At 40.9% G+C, this 16,725-nt stretch carries 15 protein-coding genes; 7 read left to right on the top strand and 8 right to left on the bottom strand.

All coding sequences use genetic code 11. The features are described 5' to 3' along the window. Nucleotides 1-33: 33 nt before the first annotated feature. Entirely contained in the window at nucleotides 34-525 is a 492-nt protein-coding gene (locus PSF42_RS04045; RefSeq protein ID WP_004914551.1) for a YajQ family cyclic di-GMP-binding protein, read from the bottom strand. A 187-nt stretch (nucleotides 526-712) separates the two neighbouring features. Here PSF42_RS04045 and panE point away from each other — a divergent pair, with 187 nt between their 5' ends. From panE to PSF42_RS04030, 3 genes are all read left to right on the top strand, one after another. Then, the gene (gene panE, locus PSF42_RS04040) at nucleotides 713-1,624 is read left to right on the top strand and encodes a 2-dehydropantoate 2-reductase (protein ID WP_125891974.1); all 912 of its coding nucleotides are present in this window, start codon (nucleotides 713-715) and stop codon (nucleotides 1,622-1,624) included. Continuing rightward, complete coding sequence (yajL, locus tag PSF42_RS04035; RefSeq protein ID WP_272679499.1) at nucleotides 1,587-2,180, top strand: protein deglycase YajL; 594 nt, start codon at nucleotides 1,587-1,589, stop codon at nucleotides 2,178-2,180. The genes panE and yajL overlap by 38 nt, the downstream gene beginning before the upstream one ends. 254 nt (nucleotides 2,181-2,434) lie before the next feature. Then, the gene (locus PSF42_RS04030) at nucleotides 2,435-2,578 is read left to right on the top strand and encodes a Hok/Gef family protein (protein ID WP_004914564.1); all 144 of its coding nucleotides are present in this window, start codon (nucleotides 2,435-2,437) and stop codon (nucleotides 2,576-2,578) included. Nucleotides 2,579-3,102: 524 nt separating this feature from the next. On the opposite strand, the gene thiI is transcribed toward PSF42_RS04030, so the two are convergent. Continuing rightward, a complete protein-coding gene (gene thiI / locus PSF42_RS04025; RefSeq protein WP_125891972.1) occupies nucleotides 3,103-4,554 on the bottom strand; it encodes a tRNA uracil 4-sulfurtransferase ThiI in 1,452 nt (483 codons plus the stop codon). Nucleotides 4,555-4,774: 220 nt separating this feature from the next. Between thiI and xseB the strand changes: the two genes are divergently transcribed. The 4 genes from xseB to caiF all read left to right on the top strand — a co-directional run bounded on the left by xseB (nucleotide 4,775) and on the right by caiF (nucleotide 9,043). Then, nucleotides 4,775-5,026 carry an exodeoxyribonuclease VII small subunit gene (xseB, locus tag PSF42_RS04020; protein ID WP_125891971.1) on the top strand — a complete coding sequence of 84 codons (252 nt, stop codon included), beginning with the start codon at nucleotides 4,775-4,777 and terminating at the stop codon, nucleotides 5,024-5,026. A 3-nt stretch (nucleotides 5,027-5,029) separates the two neighbouring features. Beyond that, the gene (gene ispA / locus PSF42_RS04015; protein WP_248467675.1) at nucleotides 5,030-5,947 is read left to right on the top strand and encodes a (2E,6E)-farnesyl diphosphate synthase; all 918 of its coding nucleotides are present in this window, start codon (nucleotides 5,030-5,032) and stop codon (nucleotides 5,945-5,947) included. A 249-nt stretch (nucleotides 5,948-6,196) separates the two neighbouring features. Continuing rightward, nucleotides 6,197-8,062 carry a 1-deoxy-D-xylulose-5-phosphate synthase gene (gene dxs, locus PSF42_RS04010; RefSeq protein ID WP_248467674.1) on the top strand — a complete coding sequence of 622 codons (1,866 nt, stop codon included), beginning with the start codon at nucleotides 6,197-6,199 and terminating at the stop codon, nucleotides 8,060-8,062. Between the two features lie 588 nt (nucleotides 8,063-8,650). Next, a complete protein-coding gene (gene caiF, locus PSF42_RS04005) occupies nucleotides 8,651-9,043 on the top strand; it encodes a carnitine metabolism transcriptional regulator CaiF (protein WP_125891968.1) in 393 nt (130 codons plus the stop codon). 78 nt (nucleotides 9,044-9,121) lie between these two features. On the opposite strand, the gene caiE is transcribed toward caiF, so the two are convergent. The 6 genes from caiE to caiT all read right to left on the bottom strand — a co-directional run bounded on the left by caiE (nucleotide 9,122) and on the right by caiT (nucleotide 16,220). Further along, entirely contained in the window at nucleotides 9,122-9,715 is a 594-nt protein-coding gene (gene caiE, locus PSF42_RS04000; protein WP_272679498.1) for a carnitine operon protein CaiE, read from the bottom strand. Between the two features lie 23 nt (nucleotides 9,716-9,738). Then, nucleotides 9,739-10,524 carry a crotonobetainyl-CoA hydratase gene (caiD, locus tag PSF42_RS03995; protein ID WP_272679497.1) on the bottom strand — a complete coding sequence of 262 codons (786 nt, stop codon included), beginning with the start codon at nucleotides 10,522-10,524 and terminating at the stop codon, nucleotides 9,739-9,741. An 87-nt stretch (nucleotides 10,525-10,611) separates the two neighbouring features. Continuing rightward, nucleotides 10,612-12,171, bottom strand: coding sequence for a crotonobetaine/carnitine-CoA ligase (caiC, locus tag PSF42_RS03990; RefSeq protein WP_125891965.1), 1,560 nt, complete (start codon nucleotides 12,169-12,171; stop codon nucleotides 10,612-10,614). Between the two features lie 70 nt (nucleotides 12,172-12,241). Beyond that, nucleotides 12,242-13,462, bottom strand: a complete 1,221-nt coding sequence (caiB, locus tag PSF42_RS03985) for an L-carnitine CoA-transferase (RefSeq protein ID WP_125891964.1) — start codon at nucleotides 13,460-13,462, stop codon at nucleotides 12,242-12,244. 63 nt (nucleotides 13,463-13,525) lie between these two features. Continuing rightward, a complete protein-coding gene (caiA, locus tag PSF42_RS03980) occupies nucleotides 13,526-14,668 on the bottom strand; it encodes a crotonobetainyl-CoA dehydrogenase (RefSeq protein ID WP_272679496.1) in 1,143 nt (380 codons plus the stop codon). Nucleotides 14,669-14,702: 34 nt separating this feature from the next. Beyond that, nucleotides 14,703-16,220 (bottom strand): L-carnitine/gamma-butyrobetaine antiporter, encoded by a 1,518-nt coding sequence (gene caiT / locus PSF42_RS03975; protein ID WP_272679495.1) that lies wholly within the window; start codon nucleotides 16,218-16,220, stop codon nucleotides 14,703-14,705. Nucleotides 16,221-16,725: the final 505 nt, after the last annotated feature.

The raw sequence follows: 16,725 nt of genomic DNA, 5'->3' as shown, positions 1-16,725 counted from the left end.
TAGCCCGCCATTGCGGGCTTACTTAATAAACAACTAATCGCGGAAGTTGTTAAATTGGAAAGGTTGGCCTAAATTCCCACCGCGCACTAGCGCCATAACCGATTGTAAGTCATCGCGGGCTTTACCCGTCACACGCACTTGGTCGCCTTGAACTTGTGCTTGAACTTTCAGTTTACTGTCTTTAATTAATTTAACGATTTTTTTAGCAATCGCAGCATCAATACCTTGCTTGAACGTAACTTCAACACTATAGGTTTTTCCACTATGAACGATATCTTCAGGCACATTCAATACCGCACCATCAATACCGCGCTTTGCCATTTTTTCTCTTAAAATATCAACTAACTGAAGTACTTGGAAATCAGATTCGCTAGTAATTTTAACGGATTCATTTTTGTCATTTAGCTCAAAACTGGCTTCGACATTTTTAAAATCCCAACGGCTGGTTAACTCACGCTGTGCATTTTCCACCGCATTACGTACTTCATTCATTTCCACTTCAGATACAATGTCAAATGATGGCATAGCCAGAACCTCACTGATAATTTTTAGATTGTGCGCATGATAACGTTTTTACTCATATCACTTCAAGTTATCAGGGCCTATGATGTTTCATTACCTACAACTTAGTATAGTAAAAGGTTATACTGGCAAGAGATCACTTCCGCCTTACCTTATAAGACGTTAAACTCCCATTTTTAAAGGGGAAACAATGAAAATAACTCTGATTGGTTGTGGTGCGATAGGTAAACTGTGGCTTGCTTCTCTTGCAATGCAAGGACATGACGTACAAGGTTGGCTACGTGTTGCACAGTCTGATTTATTCGTCGATGTTAATGAACCCGATGGACGTACTTTCCGAGAGCTCATTCCTTGTAATAATATTAATCACTTGCAAAGTAGCGAGTTAATCATTGTCTGTTTAAAAGCATGGCAAGTTTCTGATGCTTTATTGCCTCTGATTAAAACTATCCCAGAAAATACCCCCATTTTATTACTGCATAATGGCATGGGCACGGTTGAGGAGCTGACTCCGTTGCGTCACCCTATTTTAGCTGGTGTGACAACACATGCGGCGTGGCAAGAAAATAACCAAGTCTTTCATGTTGCCCATGGTATCACCCATATTGGCGCGATTAATTCCCAAGCACAGGCTTACTACCCGATTGCGGATATTTTGCACGAAGCCCTCCCTGATGTGGCTTGGCATAATCAAATTCTAACAACCTGTTGGCGTAAATTAATCGCCAACTGTGTCATTAACCCCCTCACCGTCGAGCACGATTGTAAGAATGGTGAATTAATCAAATATTCCGCACAAATATCTCGGATTATTGATGAAATATGCCATGTCATGGCAGCTGAAGGGTTACATACAGATAAAACAGAGCTAACAGAATATATCTATGGCATTATGAATAATACTGCAGATAACTATTCATCCATGTTACAAGATGCCCGTAATAATCGCCGCACTGAAATTGACTACATAACCGGTTTTTTAATTAAACAAGCACGAGCTCATGGGATTAGCACACCTGAAAACGATCGCCTTTACCATTTAGTCAAAAATAGAGAACAACAATATGACGACTTCCGTTCTAATTTGCATCGCTCATGGTAGTGAAGAAATCGAATTTACCATTACTGCTGATTTATTAGTTAGAGCAGGCATTAATGTGACCTTAGCGAGTGTGACTGAAGATGGCTCTTTAACCATTAGCGCTTCACGTGGATTAAAAATTATTGCCGATATTCCGTTGATAAAGGTCGCGGATGAGCCTTTTGATGCCATTGTACTCCCTGGTGGGATGACTGGAGCGGAAACATTCCGTGATAGCCCTCTGGTTGTTGAAAAAGTTCGCCGTATGCATCTAGATGGTAAAATTGTGGCGGCTATTTGTGCTGCACCAGCGCTTGTGCTTGAATACCACCAATTGTTTCCGCTAGGTAATATGACCTGTTTTCCATCAATGAAAGATAAAATCCCAGCCCATAAATGGGTCGATCGCCGAGTTTATTTTGATGAGCGCGTCAATCTGCTGACTAGCCAAGGCCCTGCCACCTCTTTTGACTTTGCATTAAAATTAATTGAATTATTAGTAGGCAGAGAAACAGCCGCTCAAGTTGCCGCACAGCTCGTTTTACCTAATGGTATTAATGATTATTTGGAAGATTAGTCACAAAAAAATTCCAAATCATGGATTAGAGAAACAACTTAACCTCATGAATAATAAGATTTAAATACCAAAAATGCCTGTGTTTACAGCACTTTTTTGCTATGATTGCCGCGGGTGCTTGGATCATTTTGGTTCAAGCATTTGTGAGAGCCAAAAAGACGAAAGCCCCGAATTTAGATGTTAATCTTAATCCGAGGCAGTCTCCAACTCACACAATTGGATTCTGTCTCCTTTTCGAAAAGGAGTCAAGAGGAATGGCCAAAATTGCCCTTCTGGGGCTAGTTACCGTGTGCCTTACGGTATTGTGTTTTTCGTTATTGATGCAAGAAAGGCTCTGCTCTTTCAGTATCAGCAGTGGAAGCACACTGGTTCAAGCTACGTTATCCTGCGATAACTAGTCTTGTGGGGGGATTTCCCCCCACATTTCTCTCTGATGATGAGTTGGTGATACAAGCACCCTGCTTTTATTCTCTACTTATTTTTATTCAGTACAGTTTGCCATTTCCATTTCGGTTGCATCAATAATCATATTAATATCAATGATATTAAAATCATTATAACAAACTGAATTTAAATGCTTTTATTTTAAAAATGAACAACAAAAAGATTTGTTTAGAGTGAGTTTTTGCTATGATCGCCGCGGGTGCTTGGATCATTTTGGTTCAAGCATTTATGAGAGCCAAAAAGACGAAAGCCCCGAATTTAGATGTTAATCTTAATCCGAGGCAGTCTCCAACTCTCAACAATTGGATTCTGTCTCCTTTTCGATTATTGATGCAAGAAAGGCTCTGCTCTTTCAGTATCAGCAGTGGAAGCACACTGGTTCAAGCTACGTTATCCTGCGATAACTAGTCTTGTGGGGGGATTTCCCCCCACATTTCTCTCTGATGATGAGTTGGTGATGCAAGCACCCTGTTTTAAGTTATGGGCGATAAACCTTTATATTTTCATGACCTTGTTCTTTTAGGTATAGCGCTTGCAAACGGCTCATTACCCCACGGTCACAATATAATAAGTAGGTTTTATCTTTCGGCAAATCACCAAATTGCGTGCTCAGCTTATAGAATGGAATATGCTTAATTTCCATTCCATCCACGTTTAATGGTTTATCTTCAAATTCATCAATTGAACGAATATCTAAAATCACTTCATTTTCAATTGAAAGCTCACTCACCATTTCAATTTCGGGGACTTTTTCAAGGCTTTCTTGTGCAATTTGGCGAATATCAATATTTTGCGCTTGTTCAACAACAGACTCTAAAATACTGAAATCAAAATTACCCTCTTCCGCTTCAATTCGTGCTTTCACCGCTTTCACTGTTGGGCTTTTTGATATCACACCACAATATTCAGGCATGGTTTTAGCAAAATCTTCAGTACCAATTTGACGAGCTAGCTTGATAATATGTTCTTTATCATGGGAAATTAGCGGCCTTAATACAAGGGTATCAGACGCATTATCAATTAAGCGCAGGTTTGTTAGAGTCTGGCTTGACACCTGCCCCAGTGCTTCACCCGTAACAATAGCCTGCACGCCATAACGTTCTGCAACTTTAGATGCGGCTCTTACCATCATACGTTTGAGCACGACACCCATTTGCCCATCATCCACTTTTTCTAAAATTTCAGCCACAACTGGCTCAAAGTTTACAGCAATAAAACGGACTTTATGGGAGCTACCAAAACGGTTCCACAGATAATGTGCGATTTGCTTCACACCAATTTCATGTGCAGCGCCGCCTAAATTAAAGAAGCAATAGTGAACACGACAGCCACGGCGCATCAACATATAGCTTGATACACCCGAATCAAAGCCACCGGAAATGAGTGATAACACATCCTCTTGGGTCCCGATAGGGAAACCACCGATGCCTTCAATTCGTGCTTTAACTAAGATGAGTTTATCATCTTCGATTTCTAAGTGGATCGTGGTATCAGGGTCTTTAAGTTTAACTTTTGCAGACGAAATGTGCTGGTTCAGGCCACCACCAATATAGCGTTCAGCATCGATAGATGAAAACTCATGTTTACCGCGACGTTTTACCCGCACACAGAATGTTTTATTTTCTAATGACTCACCATAGGCTTCATGTGTCATTTCATAAATATGATGTAGACTGGTAAATGGTTTTTCTTCCACTTCGAGAATATGGTGAATACCTGGGATACGCCCTAGCATGTCACAAATTTCGTCGTGTTTTGTTTCCCCCTTCACACGCACTTCAATGTTATCCCAATTACGGACAACCGAAATTTCTTCGCCAAGTGGTTTAAGCACGTTACGGATATTACTGGTCAAAATTTTAATGAAACGTAGCCTAACAGTTTGGCTTTTAATGGTAATTTCTGGGAATAACTTAATGATAAACTTCATAATAGCTGCATGTTCGTGGTGGTTGGGGGCAAACGAATGTGCCTTAACAGAGACACATGACACGTTACCAATTGTCAATAATGAGGCGTATTATAACACTATCTTGCGGGTTGAATCTAAAAACCCCAATAATAAATTGTAACCGTAGCAAGACTGCGTTAGTCTGCTGAATATTTAAAACCCATCGAATTAACTGATTCCACATTAGTGGTTAAATATTATGGCTAAAGAAAAAACTCAGCAAGTTCCAACTGTTAGTTTTGAAAACTCGCTTCAAGAGCTAGAGCAGATCGTCGCTCGCCTAGAATCCGGTGATCTTCCCTTAGAAGACGCCCTTAATGAGTTTGAACGTGGTGTTCAAATTGCTAAGCAAGGTCAAAAAGTACTACAGCAAGCTGAGCAACGTGTACAAATTTTGCTAAGTGATGACGAAAATAAACCTCTAGCCGATTTTTCACCTGATACAGAATAAATTATGTCTGAACAACATTTAGATAGCTTTACGCAGCAACAAAAGCAAGCCTACGACAGAGTCAATCAATACCTATTAGATGCCTTAAACGCACTGCCGTTTGCAGACCTTCCACTTGCACAAGCAATGCGTCATGGCACATTATTAGGTGGAAAACGCTTACGCCCATTTTTAACTTATGTCGTCGGTTCTATGTTTGGTGTTAGCCAAGAAAACCTTGATGCCCCAGCTGCCGCAGTCGAATGTATTCATGCTTATTCATTAATTCATGATGATTTACCTGCAATGGATGATGATGATTTGCGTCGTGGCCAACCGACTTGTCATATTAAGTATGGTGAAGGCAATGCGGTACTTGCTGGAGATGCATTGCAAACATTGGCGTTCCAATTACTGTCATCTGCACCAATGCCAGATGTAACAGACAAAGACCGCATAGCCATGATTGCAGAGTTATCATATGCAAGTGGTTTAGCGGGGATGTGTGGTGGGCAAGCTCTTGATTTAGATGCAGAAGGGAAACAAGTCGGCCTTGAATCTCTTGAGCGCATTCATCAACATAAAACAGGTGCGTTGATTCGTGCAGCAATCCGTCTAGGTGCTTTTGCGGCTGGTGAAAAAGGTCAAGAATTACTGCCTGTTTTAGACAAATATGCACAATCCATTGGTCTTGCCTTTCAAGTACAGGACGATATCCTAGATGTTATTGGTGATAGTGAAGTTACGGGTAAACGCCAAGGAACGGATGCCGAACATGAAAAAAGTACCTACCCATCGCTATTAGGCCTTGAAGCAGCACAAAAAAAAGCACGTGAGCTATATCATGATGCGATAGATGCTTTAGAGACTCTCCAGTCCCACGGATATAATATAGACATGCTAAGTGCTTTAGCTAATTTCATTATTGAGCGTAAAAGCTGACAATATGCTTTGCCTTTTGGCGACAAGAAGATCGATAATTACGGTAATTATTACCTTAATGTATCTTCGAATCATGTCTATAGCCCTAAAAAATAGATGGATAACTTCTTAATTATTCGAGTTATAGGTAGACGATAAACGAAGGCAACCCAACAGCACATAGACACTTTATGCGGCTAAAAATTGCAAGAAGGCATTTTATTATGGCTAAGTAAGTTGGGTTTTTTATTAATTATAAGTGAGCAACTAATGAGTATTGATATCGCTAAATATCCAACGCTAGCCTTGGCAGAGACACCAGATGAGCTTCGTCTGTTGCCTAAAGAGAGTTTGCCTAAGCTTTGTGATGAACTCAGACAATTTTTACTGAGTAGCGTGGGTCGCTCTAGCGGTCACTTTGCTTCTGGTCTCGGTGCTGTTGAACTCACCGTCGCATTACATTATGTCTATAAAACCCCGTTTGATAACCTTGTTTGGGATGTCGGCCACCAAGCCTACCCACACAAAATATTGACGGGTCGCCGCGACCGTATTGATACCATCCGTCAGAAAAATGGCTTACACCCTTTCCCATGGCGTGAAGAAAGCGAGTATGACATTTTAAGCGTTGGCCATTCCTCCACATCTATTAGTGCCGGTTTAGGTATGGCCATTGCTGCAGAAAAAGAGCAACAAAGCCGTAAAACGGTTTGTGTTATTGGTGATGGTGCGATCACTGCCGGAATGGCATTTGAAGCGATGAACCATGCAGGGGATGCCGCACCTGACATGTTGGTTATTTTAAATGATAACGAAATGTCTATTTCCGAAAATGTTGGCGCACTCAACAACCACTTAGCTCACTTGCTTTCTGGGAAGCTCTACACAACATTGCGTGAAGGTGGCAAAAAAGTTTTTTCTAACATGCCTCCAATCAAAGAATTACTGAAAAAGACAGAAGAACATATTAAAGGCATGGTTGTACCGGGAACCATGTTTGAAGAATTAGGTTTTAACTATATTGGTCCTGTTGACGGCCATGATGTTGTTGCCTTAGTCCAAACGTTAAAAAATATGCGTGATTTAAAAGGTCCGCAGTTTTTACATATTATGACTAAGAAAGGCCGGGGATATGAGCCGGCAGAAAAAGACCCGATTAGCTGGCACGCAGTTCCTAAATTTGACCCAAGCACATTCACTTTACCTAAAAGCAAAGAGACAGGGCCGACTTTCTCTAAAATTTTTGGTGATTGGCTGTGTGAAGAGGCTAAAGATGATAGCAAATTGATGGCCATCACCCCTGCTATGCGTGAAGGGTCTGGTATGGTCCGCTTTTCTAAAGAATTCCCAGACCAATATTTCGATGTCGCGATCGCTGAACAACATGCGGTCACCTTTGCAGCCGGCCTTGCCATTGGTGGTTATAAACCTATTGTTGCCATCTACTCCACTTTCTTGCAACGCGGTTATGACCAAGTCATTCATGATGTGGCTATCCAGAAGGTTCCGGTCATGTTTGCGATTGACCGAGCAGGCATCGTGGGGGCTGATGGGCAAACTCACCAAGGTTCTTTTGATATTTCATTCCTGCGCTGTATACCAACCATGGTTATCATGGTTCCAAGTGATGAAAATGAGTGCCGCCAAATGCTACATACAGGCTACCATTATCAAGATGGTCCATGTGCGGTACGTTACCCTCGGGGCACAGGAACAGGCGCTGAATTACAGCCGTTATCACCACTACCTATTGGTAAAGGTATTATTCGTCGCCAAGGTGAAAAAGTCGCTATCTTATGCTTTGGTACATTATTAAGCCACGCATTAGTCGCTGCCGAGCAACTCAATGCAACTGTCATTGATATGCGCTTTGTTAAACCTTTAGACGAAGCCCTGATCCTTGAAATAGCCGAGACTCATGATGTTCTTGTCACTCTCGAAGAAAATGCCATCATGGGTGGTGCAGGTAGCGGCGTGAATGAATTCTTAATGCATGAGAAAAAAATCATTCCAACCTTAAACCTTGGTTTACCTGACTATTTTATTTCTCAAGGTACTCAAGAGGAACTTATTGCTGAATTAGGCTTAGATTCCACTGGTATTGTTAATTCTATTAATAACTACTTAGCCAAATAATTTTATCTCTAGGGCATTGCATCAACACGCAATGCCCTCATTCAATCACAAAGCCAATCACTCTTATTCTCTTTCTTAATATATTAGAAAAATTTTTAACTCTTTGTTATTTTTTAATCGCTAATATTAATTTTAAAAATCCCCCTTGTCACATTTATATTATATTTGTAGATCATTACAGTAAAATATAAAACTAAATATAATCAGCTTATCTACAATGATATTCAGCTATTTACCTAAAATCAGAATATAAACAAAACTTTCGTCTTGAATGTAAATTCCTAAAATAAAGACATGCAAATTATTTTAAAATCTATTAATATAATATTCTTCACTGCATGATGGAACATTTAAGCTTTGAATTAGATTCAGTGTATATAATTATAAGCTATAAATTTTTATATAAAATATATGATGAGCTTTAATGAAAGTTACATTATATTTAACAATTTTAACCAAAAGTTAATAATTAATTATTTTGTTTTCTTAATTAAAAAACCAGGAAACAAATAAACGCTATTCCAACTACAATTTTTATATAGTTTCTTTTTATTTAGTCAATTTTAATAAATGGATTTGGGAGCGCTTATGTGTGGACAATATATTAATGAACCTTTGTATTTATCTATCGCAAACTGGGTAATGAAAAAAGGCTGCTGGACTACAGCTAGAGAAATATCTAATCACTTTGATATTCCGCATCCTAATGCAGTCAATATTGTTTCTTATATTTTATCTGACGTAGCCGAAATTCAATGCGAAGTTAAGATGATCCCGAATAAATTATCGGGTCGCGGTTGCCAATGTCAAAGATTAATCAAAGTGACAAAAATTGATAACCAGCTTTATGCACGTTTAAGAAGTCATCAAGCTGAAAAAGTCACTATCGATTCTCCTATAAAAGCGGCCTCTATGCCACCAAGTGAATTAAATCGAGAGCAAAAATGGCAATGGATGCTATCAAAAGCACAGCGTCGTTAAACCTATTTCTTAGCTTCACACCAATAAAAAACGCAGACTTCACTATCTGCGTTTTTTATTTTACACCCTTTTATTGAATCACTGCCCCTTCGGTTTAACATCCGTTGTACCAACTAATTTAGGCCGATCAACGTCAAACTCTGTCAACGGTTTGGCTTCCTGTAAGGATCGCTGATATCGGACCGCTAAGTCTTGGTATTCTTTCGTGTTTAACCGTTTCCAATACAGTTCATCATCAGTCACTGAACGTAAAAACCGTGCAGGACTTCCGACCAACATCTGACGATTTTCGCCTTGAAAACCGGCCTTAACAAAGCTCATCGCGGCAACAATACTTTCCTCACCAATCACAGCATCATCCATAACAACACTGTTCATTCCAATCAAAGCATCACGGCCAATAATGCATCCATGTAAAATAGCTCCGTGGCCTATATGTCCGCATTCATGGACAATGGTTTCTACATCACTATAACCATGCATAATGCAGCAGTCCTGAATATTCGCGCCTTTTTCTATGATCAAACGGCCATAATCCCCACGTAAAGAAGCATTCGGCCCAATGAAAACGCCTTCACCAATAATAACATCACCAATCACTACCGCTGATGGGTGTACATATGCGGTAGGGTGAACAACGGGGGTCACCCCTTCAAAAGCGTAAAAAGTCAAAATTCACCTCGCTGCTAGCGTAACTAGCGCCCTGTCCAACTTGGTGAACGTTTTTCGGCAAATGCCAATGGGCCTTCTGTTGCATCTTCAGAGTGTAAAACCGCAGGGTAGTTTGTCAGCACACCACTGCGCATGAGTTTATATCCCTCTTCAACAGTGAGCTCTCCTGTTGTACGGAAAATTTCTTTCAGTGCAGCGACAGCGAGTGGCGCACTTTGCGTAATTTGTTCCGCCAGCTCACGCGCTTTGTCCATTAAGTTTTCAATGGGTACAACATCGTTAGCTATTCCCCAACGTAATGCTTCCTGCGCATCCATTCTTCTACCCGTCATCACCATTTCATTCACAATGGGGGCTGGAAGAATTTTAGGTAAGCGTAAGACACCACCGCTATCAGGGACAATGCCAAGTTGTGCTTCTGGTAATGCAAAGCTCGCATTTTCAGAACAGATAATCATATCTGCCGCTAAAGCTAATTCGAAACCTCCACCAAACGCATAACCATTTACAGCGGCAATTACAGGCTTGTTTAGATTGAAAATTTCAGTAAGCCCTGCAAAACCACCTGGGCCAAAATCAGCATCTGGGGCTTCACCTTCTGCTGCAGATTTTAAATCCCAACCCGCAGAGAAGAACCGTTCACCTGCGCCGGTAATAATCGCAACGCGTAATGATGGGTCATCACGGAAGTTGAGGAAAACTTCCCCCATATTGAAACTGGTTTTCGCATCAATAGCATTTGCTTTAGGTCTATCAAGTACGATTTCTAAAATAGAGCCATTACGGGTAACTTTTAATGATTCGCTCATAGTGTAATCCTTTAATGATCATGTGCTGACATTTTGGTTGCAAATGGTTACAACCAAAACGTTCGCGTAATTAATAGAATTATTCGATTATTTCAGATGTTTTTTCAGTACTTTCCCAGAACAGTTGCGCGGTAAATCTTTACGTACCTCAACCCATGACGGCACTTTAAATTTTGCCATTTGCTTTTCACAGAAAGCGAAAAACTCTTCTTGCGTTAAGGTTTCACCCTCTTCTAGCACAATAAAGGCTTTAATGGCTTCATCACGAATTTCATCAGCAACACCTATCACGGCTACGTCAACGATAGCGGGATGTGAAGCAATGATATTTTCAATCTCACTGCACGAAACGTTCTCTCCGCACCGTTTGATCATGTTCATGCTTCTATCCACAAAATAGAAAAAGCCATCATCATCTTGATAAGCAAAGTCTCCGGTATGCATCCAACCTTGTTTATCGAAAGCTTTCTCCGTCGCTTCAGGGTTGTTGTAGTATTCTTTAAACAAGGTTTTACCGCGTTCCCCTTTAACACAAAGCTCGCCTATCACACCTGCAGCAACAGGCTGATTGTTTTCATCCCTAATTTGCGCTTTATAGCAAAAGCCTGGGCGACCGATAGATGGCCAGCGACGAATGTCACCAGGCCTATCACCAATCAAACCGACGATGGTTTCCGTCATGCCATATGAGGTCAAAAAACGCTTCACCGCAAAACGCGCCATAAATTGGTCTTTTTCCTCATCACTCAAATTGAGATAGAACATCGCTTCACGTAAACAATGGTCTTTTTCGTTATCTGCCAGAGGTTGGCTTAATAACGTGCGGATCATCATTGGGATCAACTCAACCACCGTCGCTCGATGTTTCACGACTTGTTGCCAGAAGCGTCGTGCACTGTACTTTTCAAGTAATACAAAAGTGGCTCCCACCGAAAAGGCGGCCATGGATACCGTACACTGGCAATCGATATGAAAAACAGGCATAACAGTCAGATAAATATCATCTGAGCGCAGTGTGTTCTGCCAAGAAGAGTAGTAACCCGCAAAACGTAAGTTATAGTGGGTAATGATCACCCCTTTGGGCTTTGAGGTCGTGCCTGAGGTAAATAAAATTTCCGCGGTATCATTAACACTTAGCGCAATGAGTTGCGATAATTCAATGGGTTTTTGTGCTTGTTCAAACAAAAAGTCTGAAACCCCGTTGTGTTGTTTAACGGGGGTATCCGAAATTAAAAAAATATGTTCAAGGCTGGTACTTTCATCATCTAGTACAGGTTGATAAATATCTAAAAAAGTCGCACAAGTCACGACCATCCGTGGCTGGCAGTTTTGCATGATCCAAGCGGCTTCATTGTATTTATAACGCGCATTAACAGGGACCATAATCGCCCCAATTTTTGCCAATCCAAACCAGCAAAAGAAAAACTCTGGGCAATTATCTAAATGTAAAGCAACCTTATCCCCTTTTTGAATGCCATAAGCTAAAAAGAGATTTGCTGTGCGATTAATTTGTTCATTCATCTCGATATAGCTGAATTCACGAACATTTCCATCACAGGATTCAAAGATAAGCGCCTTATTATTACCGTGGGTTAACGCTAGATCATCCCACATTTGACGCAAATTTTGTTTACCGATTACATCCATTAATTGTTTCCCATCATTTCCCTGATGAGTATTCAGACCAATGAATTAATTGACCTGAATACCCATTCAATTAATCCACTATTTTGGCCAGTCCTTTGCCGACTAACCCCCGAATATCTTTTTCGCTATATCCAATATTTTTCAATATATCAGTGGTATCCATGCCATGTGATGGCATACCGCGCCATATTTGGCCCGGATTATTTTTGAATTTTGGCATAACGTTTGGACCACGACATGTGCGCCCATCCATGGTCTGCCAGCTGGTAATCGACTCCCGAGCTATGTATTGAGGGTTAGTATCTAGCTCAGGAATAGTTAATACTTTCGCACTTGCAATGTTCAGCTCAGCCAACCTTGCTAACACCTCATCAATCGAGCGTGCGCCTAGCCATTCATCGAGTTTTTCTTCCATTAAAGGTCCATAAGGACATTCAATTCGATGAATGAGCTGAGTCCCTTCAGGTATTTCTGGCGTTCCTAGTAAATGACCAAGACCAATATCTTTAAATATTTCTTGTACTTGAGTGATACCAACGACTTCCATCACAATATAGCCATCATTACAGCTATAGAGCCCACAACCCGCATAGTACGGGTCTTTCCCTTTAGTCATACGTGGGCAAATTTCGCCACCATTGAAGTAATCCATCATGAAATATTGCCCCATACGCAACATCACTTCGTACATGGCGATATCAATGCTTTCCCCTTTACCCGTTTCACGCGCTTTATACAGTGCTGCGAGAGCCGCTGTTGTGGCGGTCATGCCAGAAAAATAATCTGCGGTATAAGGGAAGGCAGGCATTGGCTGGTCTTTATCACCATTTTGGATAAGATAACCACTGAAAGCCTGTGCAATGGTATTGTAGGCCGCTAGGTTAGTGTATTGAGGGTCGCCATATTGTCCGAAGCCTGATAAATGAGCGATAACCAATTTTGGGTTGTGTTCCCAAAGTACCTCATCGGTGATCCCTCTACGGGCAAATGCGGGTCCTTTACTAGCCTCAATGAATATATCCGTTGTTTCCATTAGCTTCAGGAATGCTTCTCGCCCTTCATCTTTAAAGATATTCAGTGATAATGCACGCAGGTTACGCCTTGATAACTGAGGATAATTAGGCTGAACACGAATGGTATCCGCCCACGCTACGTTCTCTATCCAAATCACTTCTGCGCCCCACTCTGCAAACATTTGTCCTGCAAATGGGCCGGCTATTTCAATCCCTGAAAATACCACTCTGACCCCAGCTAATGGGCCAAACTCTGGCATAGGTAGATGCTCTGCCATGTTCTCGTCTCCTGTGAAACTTGGTTGGCACTCTAAAAAGGCCAACCAATCAGCATTCTGTTATTAACGGTACTGTTTCAGTACGCTGCGGCCTAATGTCAGTATTTGCATTTCATCTGAGCCACCAGAGACACGATCCACACGTAAGTCACGCCAGAAACGTGCAATTCGATGCTCACCTGCAATTCCAACACCGCCGAGGACTTGCATCGCAGAATCCACAACTTCAAATGCTGCATTTGCACAAAAGTATTTACACATCGCTGCATCACCTGAGGTGATCAATCCGTTGTCACTCTTCCATGCAGTTTCATATAACATGTTGCGCATTGAATTGAGCTTGATCGCCATATGTGCAAATTTTTCTTGAATTAATTGGTAACGACCAATTGCTTCACCAAATTGAACACGCTGATTTGCATAGCGAGCCGCGTCCTCGAACGCACACATCGCAGTACCATAGTTAGTTAAGGCCACTAAGAAACGTTCATGATCGAACTCTTCTTTTACACGGTTAAAACCATTACCTTCACGGCCGAACATATCTTTTTCATCAAGTTCAACGTTATCGAACGTGATTTCACAGCAGCTATCCATGCGTAAACCCAGTTTCTCAAGTTTATTCACCTTGATACCCGGTTTGCTCATATCCAAAAACCACTCTGTAAAGACAGGTTTATCTGGCGAATCTGCATCACGGCTCATCACCACGATATACGGCGTGTAGGCACTACTGGTGATAAAGCATTTGCTACCATTGAGGTACACTTTGCCATTACGACGCTGATAAGTAGTTTGCAAACTACCGACATCAGAACCCGCACTCGGCTCAGTAATTGCCGAGTTCCACATTTGTTTACCTGTACCGCGAAACGCCATGATTTTATCAATTTGCTCTTGAGTTCCTTCTCTAAGTACGGTGTTAAACCCTCCGGGTAATTGGTACAACACATACGTTGGTGCGCCTAAACGGCCTAATTCCATCCATACCGCAGCGACTGTAATAAACCCTGCGTTTAAACCACCGTGTTCTTCTGGGATCAGCAGGTTATCGATTTCCATATCTGCTAACGCTTTTACGAAACGTTCAGGATATTGGCTGTCACGGTCACACTGTGCGAAATAGCTTTCCCAGTTCTCACTGGCCATCAGTTCACGGATCCCTGCGACAAACAGCTCCTGCTCATCATTCAATCTAAAATCCATATCAATAACCTCTTACATGTTGTTTTTGAATAAATTAGTCATTTTTCCAATGCACTTTGGCATCTTTAATAAATGAAAGCGTTACCATGATATTGACGAAAAAAAGTGGGCATCCTCCGGCAATTATTGCTGTTTGAATCGGTTTTAATCCGCCTAAAGCCAGTAATACAATGCCGATAATACCGACTAAGACAGACCAACCAATGCGTACTAATAACGGAGGCTCATCACCATCTTTCACTGCGCGACAAGTCGACATAGCGAGAGTGTAGGAACAGGCATTGATGAGTGTCACCGTTGCGATAAAGCAGAGGATGAAGAAGCCCCAAATTGTTACAGTGCTCAAAGGTAAGGCAGCCCATGTCTCAATAATGGCGCGTGCAACGCCGAATTCTTCAATCAGTTTTGGAATATTGATAATGTCTTTATCAATAAGCTGTAACGTATTACTGCCTAAAATAGTCCAAATTAATGTTGTTCCCGCAGTTAACCCCGCCACCATACCAATACACAATTCACGAACAGTACGGCCTTTGGAAATACGTGCTAGGAAAATACACATTTGGATGGCATAGATAACCCACCATGCCCAGTAAAATACGGTCCAGCCTTGTGGGAAGCCACTTTTACCTACTGCATCTGTATAGAACAGCATGCGAGGCATATACATCATTAGGACACCAATAGAATCGGTGAAATAGTTCACAATGAAGCTAGCGCCACCAACAATAAATACCCATCCCAACATCAAGAAACTCAGATAGCTACGGACGTCACTGGCAATTTTCACCCCTTTTTGTAGGCCAAAAGCCACACAAATTGCATTTAGGATGATCCAACAGAAGATAATGATGGCATCGAGTTCAAGGGTATGAGGAATTCCAAACAGGTATTGAATACACTCGGTAACCAGCGGTGTTGCTAACCCTAAACTGGTTCCCATTGCTAGTATCAATGCAACAAGGTAAAAGTTATCAACAATGGTACCGAACCAACCATTCGCACGCTTTTCCCCCACCAGCGGAACTAACGTGCTACTTGGACGAATAACATCCATTTTGCGGACAAAGAAGAAATAACCGAATGCGACAGATAAAAAGCTATAGGTAGCCCAAGGTAATGGCCCCCAATGGAACAAACTGTATGCAAGTCCGATATTTTTGGCCTCGTTTGAATAAGATTCAAAGCCAAAAGGCGGCGCAGAAACGTAATAATAGATTTCAATCGACCCCCAAAACAGTACCGCAGCGGAGGTACAAGATGCGAACATCATAAAAATCCAGCTCGCACGGCTAAATTCAGGTTTCTCTTCCCCTAAACGTTTTTTGGCATAAGGTCCTAAAATTAACCAAAACCATCCACCAAACATCACAACCATGTACCACTCAAATGCCCAGCCCCATACATTAGTGACATAGCTAAAGACTTGGTTGATCACCTCATTCGAAGCATCAAGATCACGGACAGTTAGCCAACACAATAGTCCCACAATGATCAGTGGTGGAAAAAAAACTTTTGGTTCTATTCCACCCTTTTTATTTTCTTTGCTCATAGTTCGTTCCCAATTTATTATTTAATATATAAGCTTTAAGAACAGATATTATTTAACACCCCATCACTTATTTATTATTAAGCCCCATAAAACTTTAAAAATTTAAATACACATTAATTCATTCACTATTCAAATCATGTCGACTCGTCATTAACAATTCTGTTATTAAGGTCACAATATTATTCGTGATAAATATTTGTTATTATTTTTCGGAGTTAAAAACAAAAAATAACCAACAAATACATACAGATAAAATATCATGTAACATTAATGTTATTAAACACCTTCAGTATTGGTGACTAGAGTAGCAATATTGAACATTTCGTTGATAAGTTAATGATTTTTACAATATTGGTGAGTAGTGTATCAGTATGAATATTTAAACTGGCTTTAATTTAATGTTTTCAATATTGGTGACTCAGGCTTTATTTTTAAATACCCAGTTCATGATAATTATATAATCCGAAACCGAAACGGATCATATTTATTAATTATATTTTAGGAG

The sequence above is a fragment of the Providencia sp. PROV032 genome (genome assembly GCF_028484875.1).
Lineage (GTDB): Bacteria > Pseudomonadota > Gammaproteobacteria > Enterobacterales > Enterobacteriaceae > Providencia > Providencia rettgeri_E.
The sequence above is the reverse complement of the archived record's forward strand: the minus strand, read 5'-3'. Positions and strand labels throughout refer to the sequence as shown.

Excerpts from the sequence above, each read along its gene's own strand:
- PSF42_RS04045 (WP_004914551.1), bottom strand. The coding sequence starts at position 525 with ATGCCATCATTTGACATTGTATCTGAAGTGGAAATGAATGAAGTACGT.
- panE (WP_125891974.1), top strand. The coding sequence starts at position 713 with ATGAAAATAACTCTGATTGGTTGTGGTGCGATAGGTAAACTGTGGCTT.
- yajL (WP_272679499.1), top strand. The coding sequence starts at position 1,587 with ATGACGACTTCCGTTCTAATTTGCATCGCTCATGGTAGTGAAGAAATC.
- PSF42_RS04030 (WP_004914564.1), top strand. The coding sequence starts at position 2,435 with ATGGCCAAAATTGCCCTTCTGGGGCTAGTTACCGTGTGCCTTACGGTA.
- thiI (WP_125891972.1), bottom strand. The coding sequence starts at position 4,554 with ATGAAGTTTATCATTAAGTTATTCCCAGAAATTACCATTAAAAGCCAA.
- xseB (WP_125891971.1), top strand. The coding sequence starts at position 4,775 with ATGGCTAAAGAAAAAACTCAGCAAGTTCCAACTGTTAGTTTTGAAAAC.
- ispA (WP_248467675.1), top strand. The coding sequence starts at position 5,030 with ATGTCTGAACAACATTTAGATAGCTTTACGCAGCAACAAAAGCAAGCC.
- dxs (WP_248467674.1), top strand. The coding sequence starts at position 6,197 with ATGAGTATTGATATCGCTAAATATCCAACGCTAGCCTTGGCAGAGACA.
- caiF (WP_125891968.1), top strand. The coding sequence starts at position 8,651 with ATGTGTGGACAATATATTAATGAACCTTTGTATTTATCTATCGCAAAC.
- caiD (WP_272679497.1), bottom strand. The coding sequence starts at position 10,524 with ATGAGCGAATCATTAAAAGTTACCCGTAATGGCTCTATTTTAGAAATC.
- caiC (WP_125891965.1), bottom strand. The coding sequence starts at position 12,171 with ATGGATGTAATCGGTAAACAAAATTTGCGTCAAATGTGGGATGATCTA.
- caiB (WP_125891964.1), bottom strand. The coding sequence starts at position 13,462 with ATGGCAGAGCATCTACCTATGCCAGAGTTTGGCCCATTAGCTGGGGTC.
- caiA (WP_272679496.1), bottom strand. The coding sequence starts at position 14,668 with ATGGATTTTAGATTGAATGATGAGCAGGAGCTGTTTGTCGCAGGGATC.
- caiT (WP_272679495.1), bottom strand. The coding sequence starts at position 16,220 with ATGAGCAAAGAAAATAAAAAGGGTGGAATAGAACCAAAAGTTTTTTTT.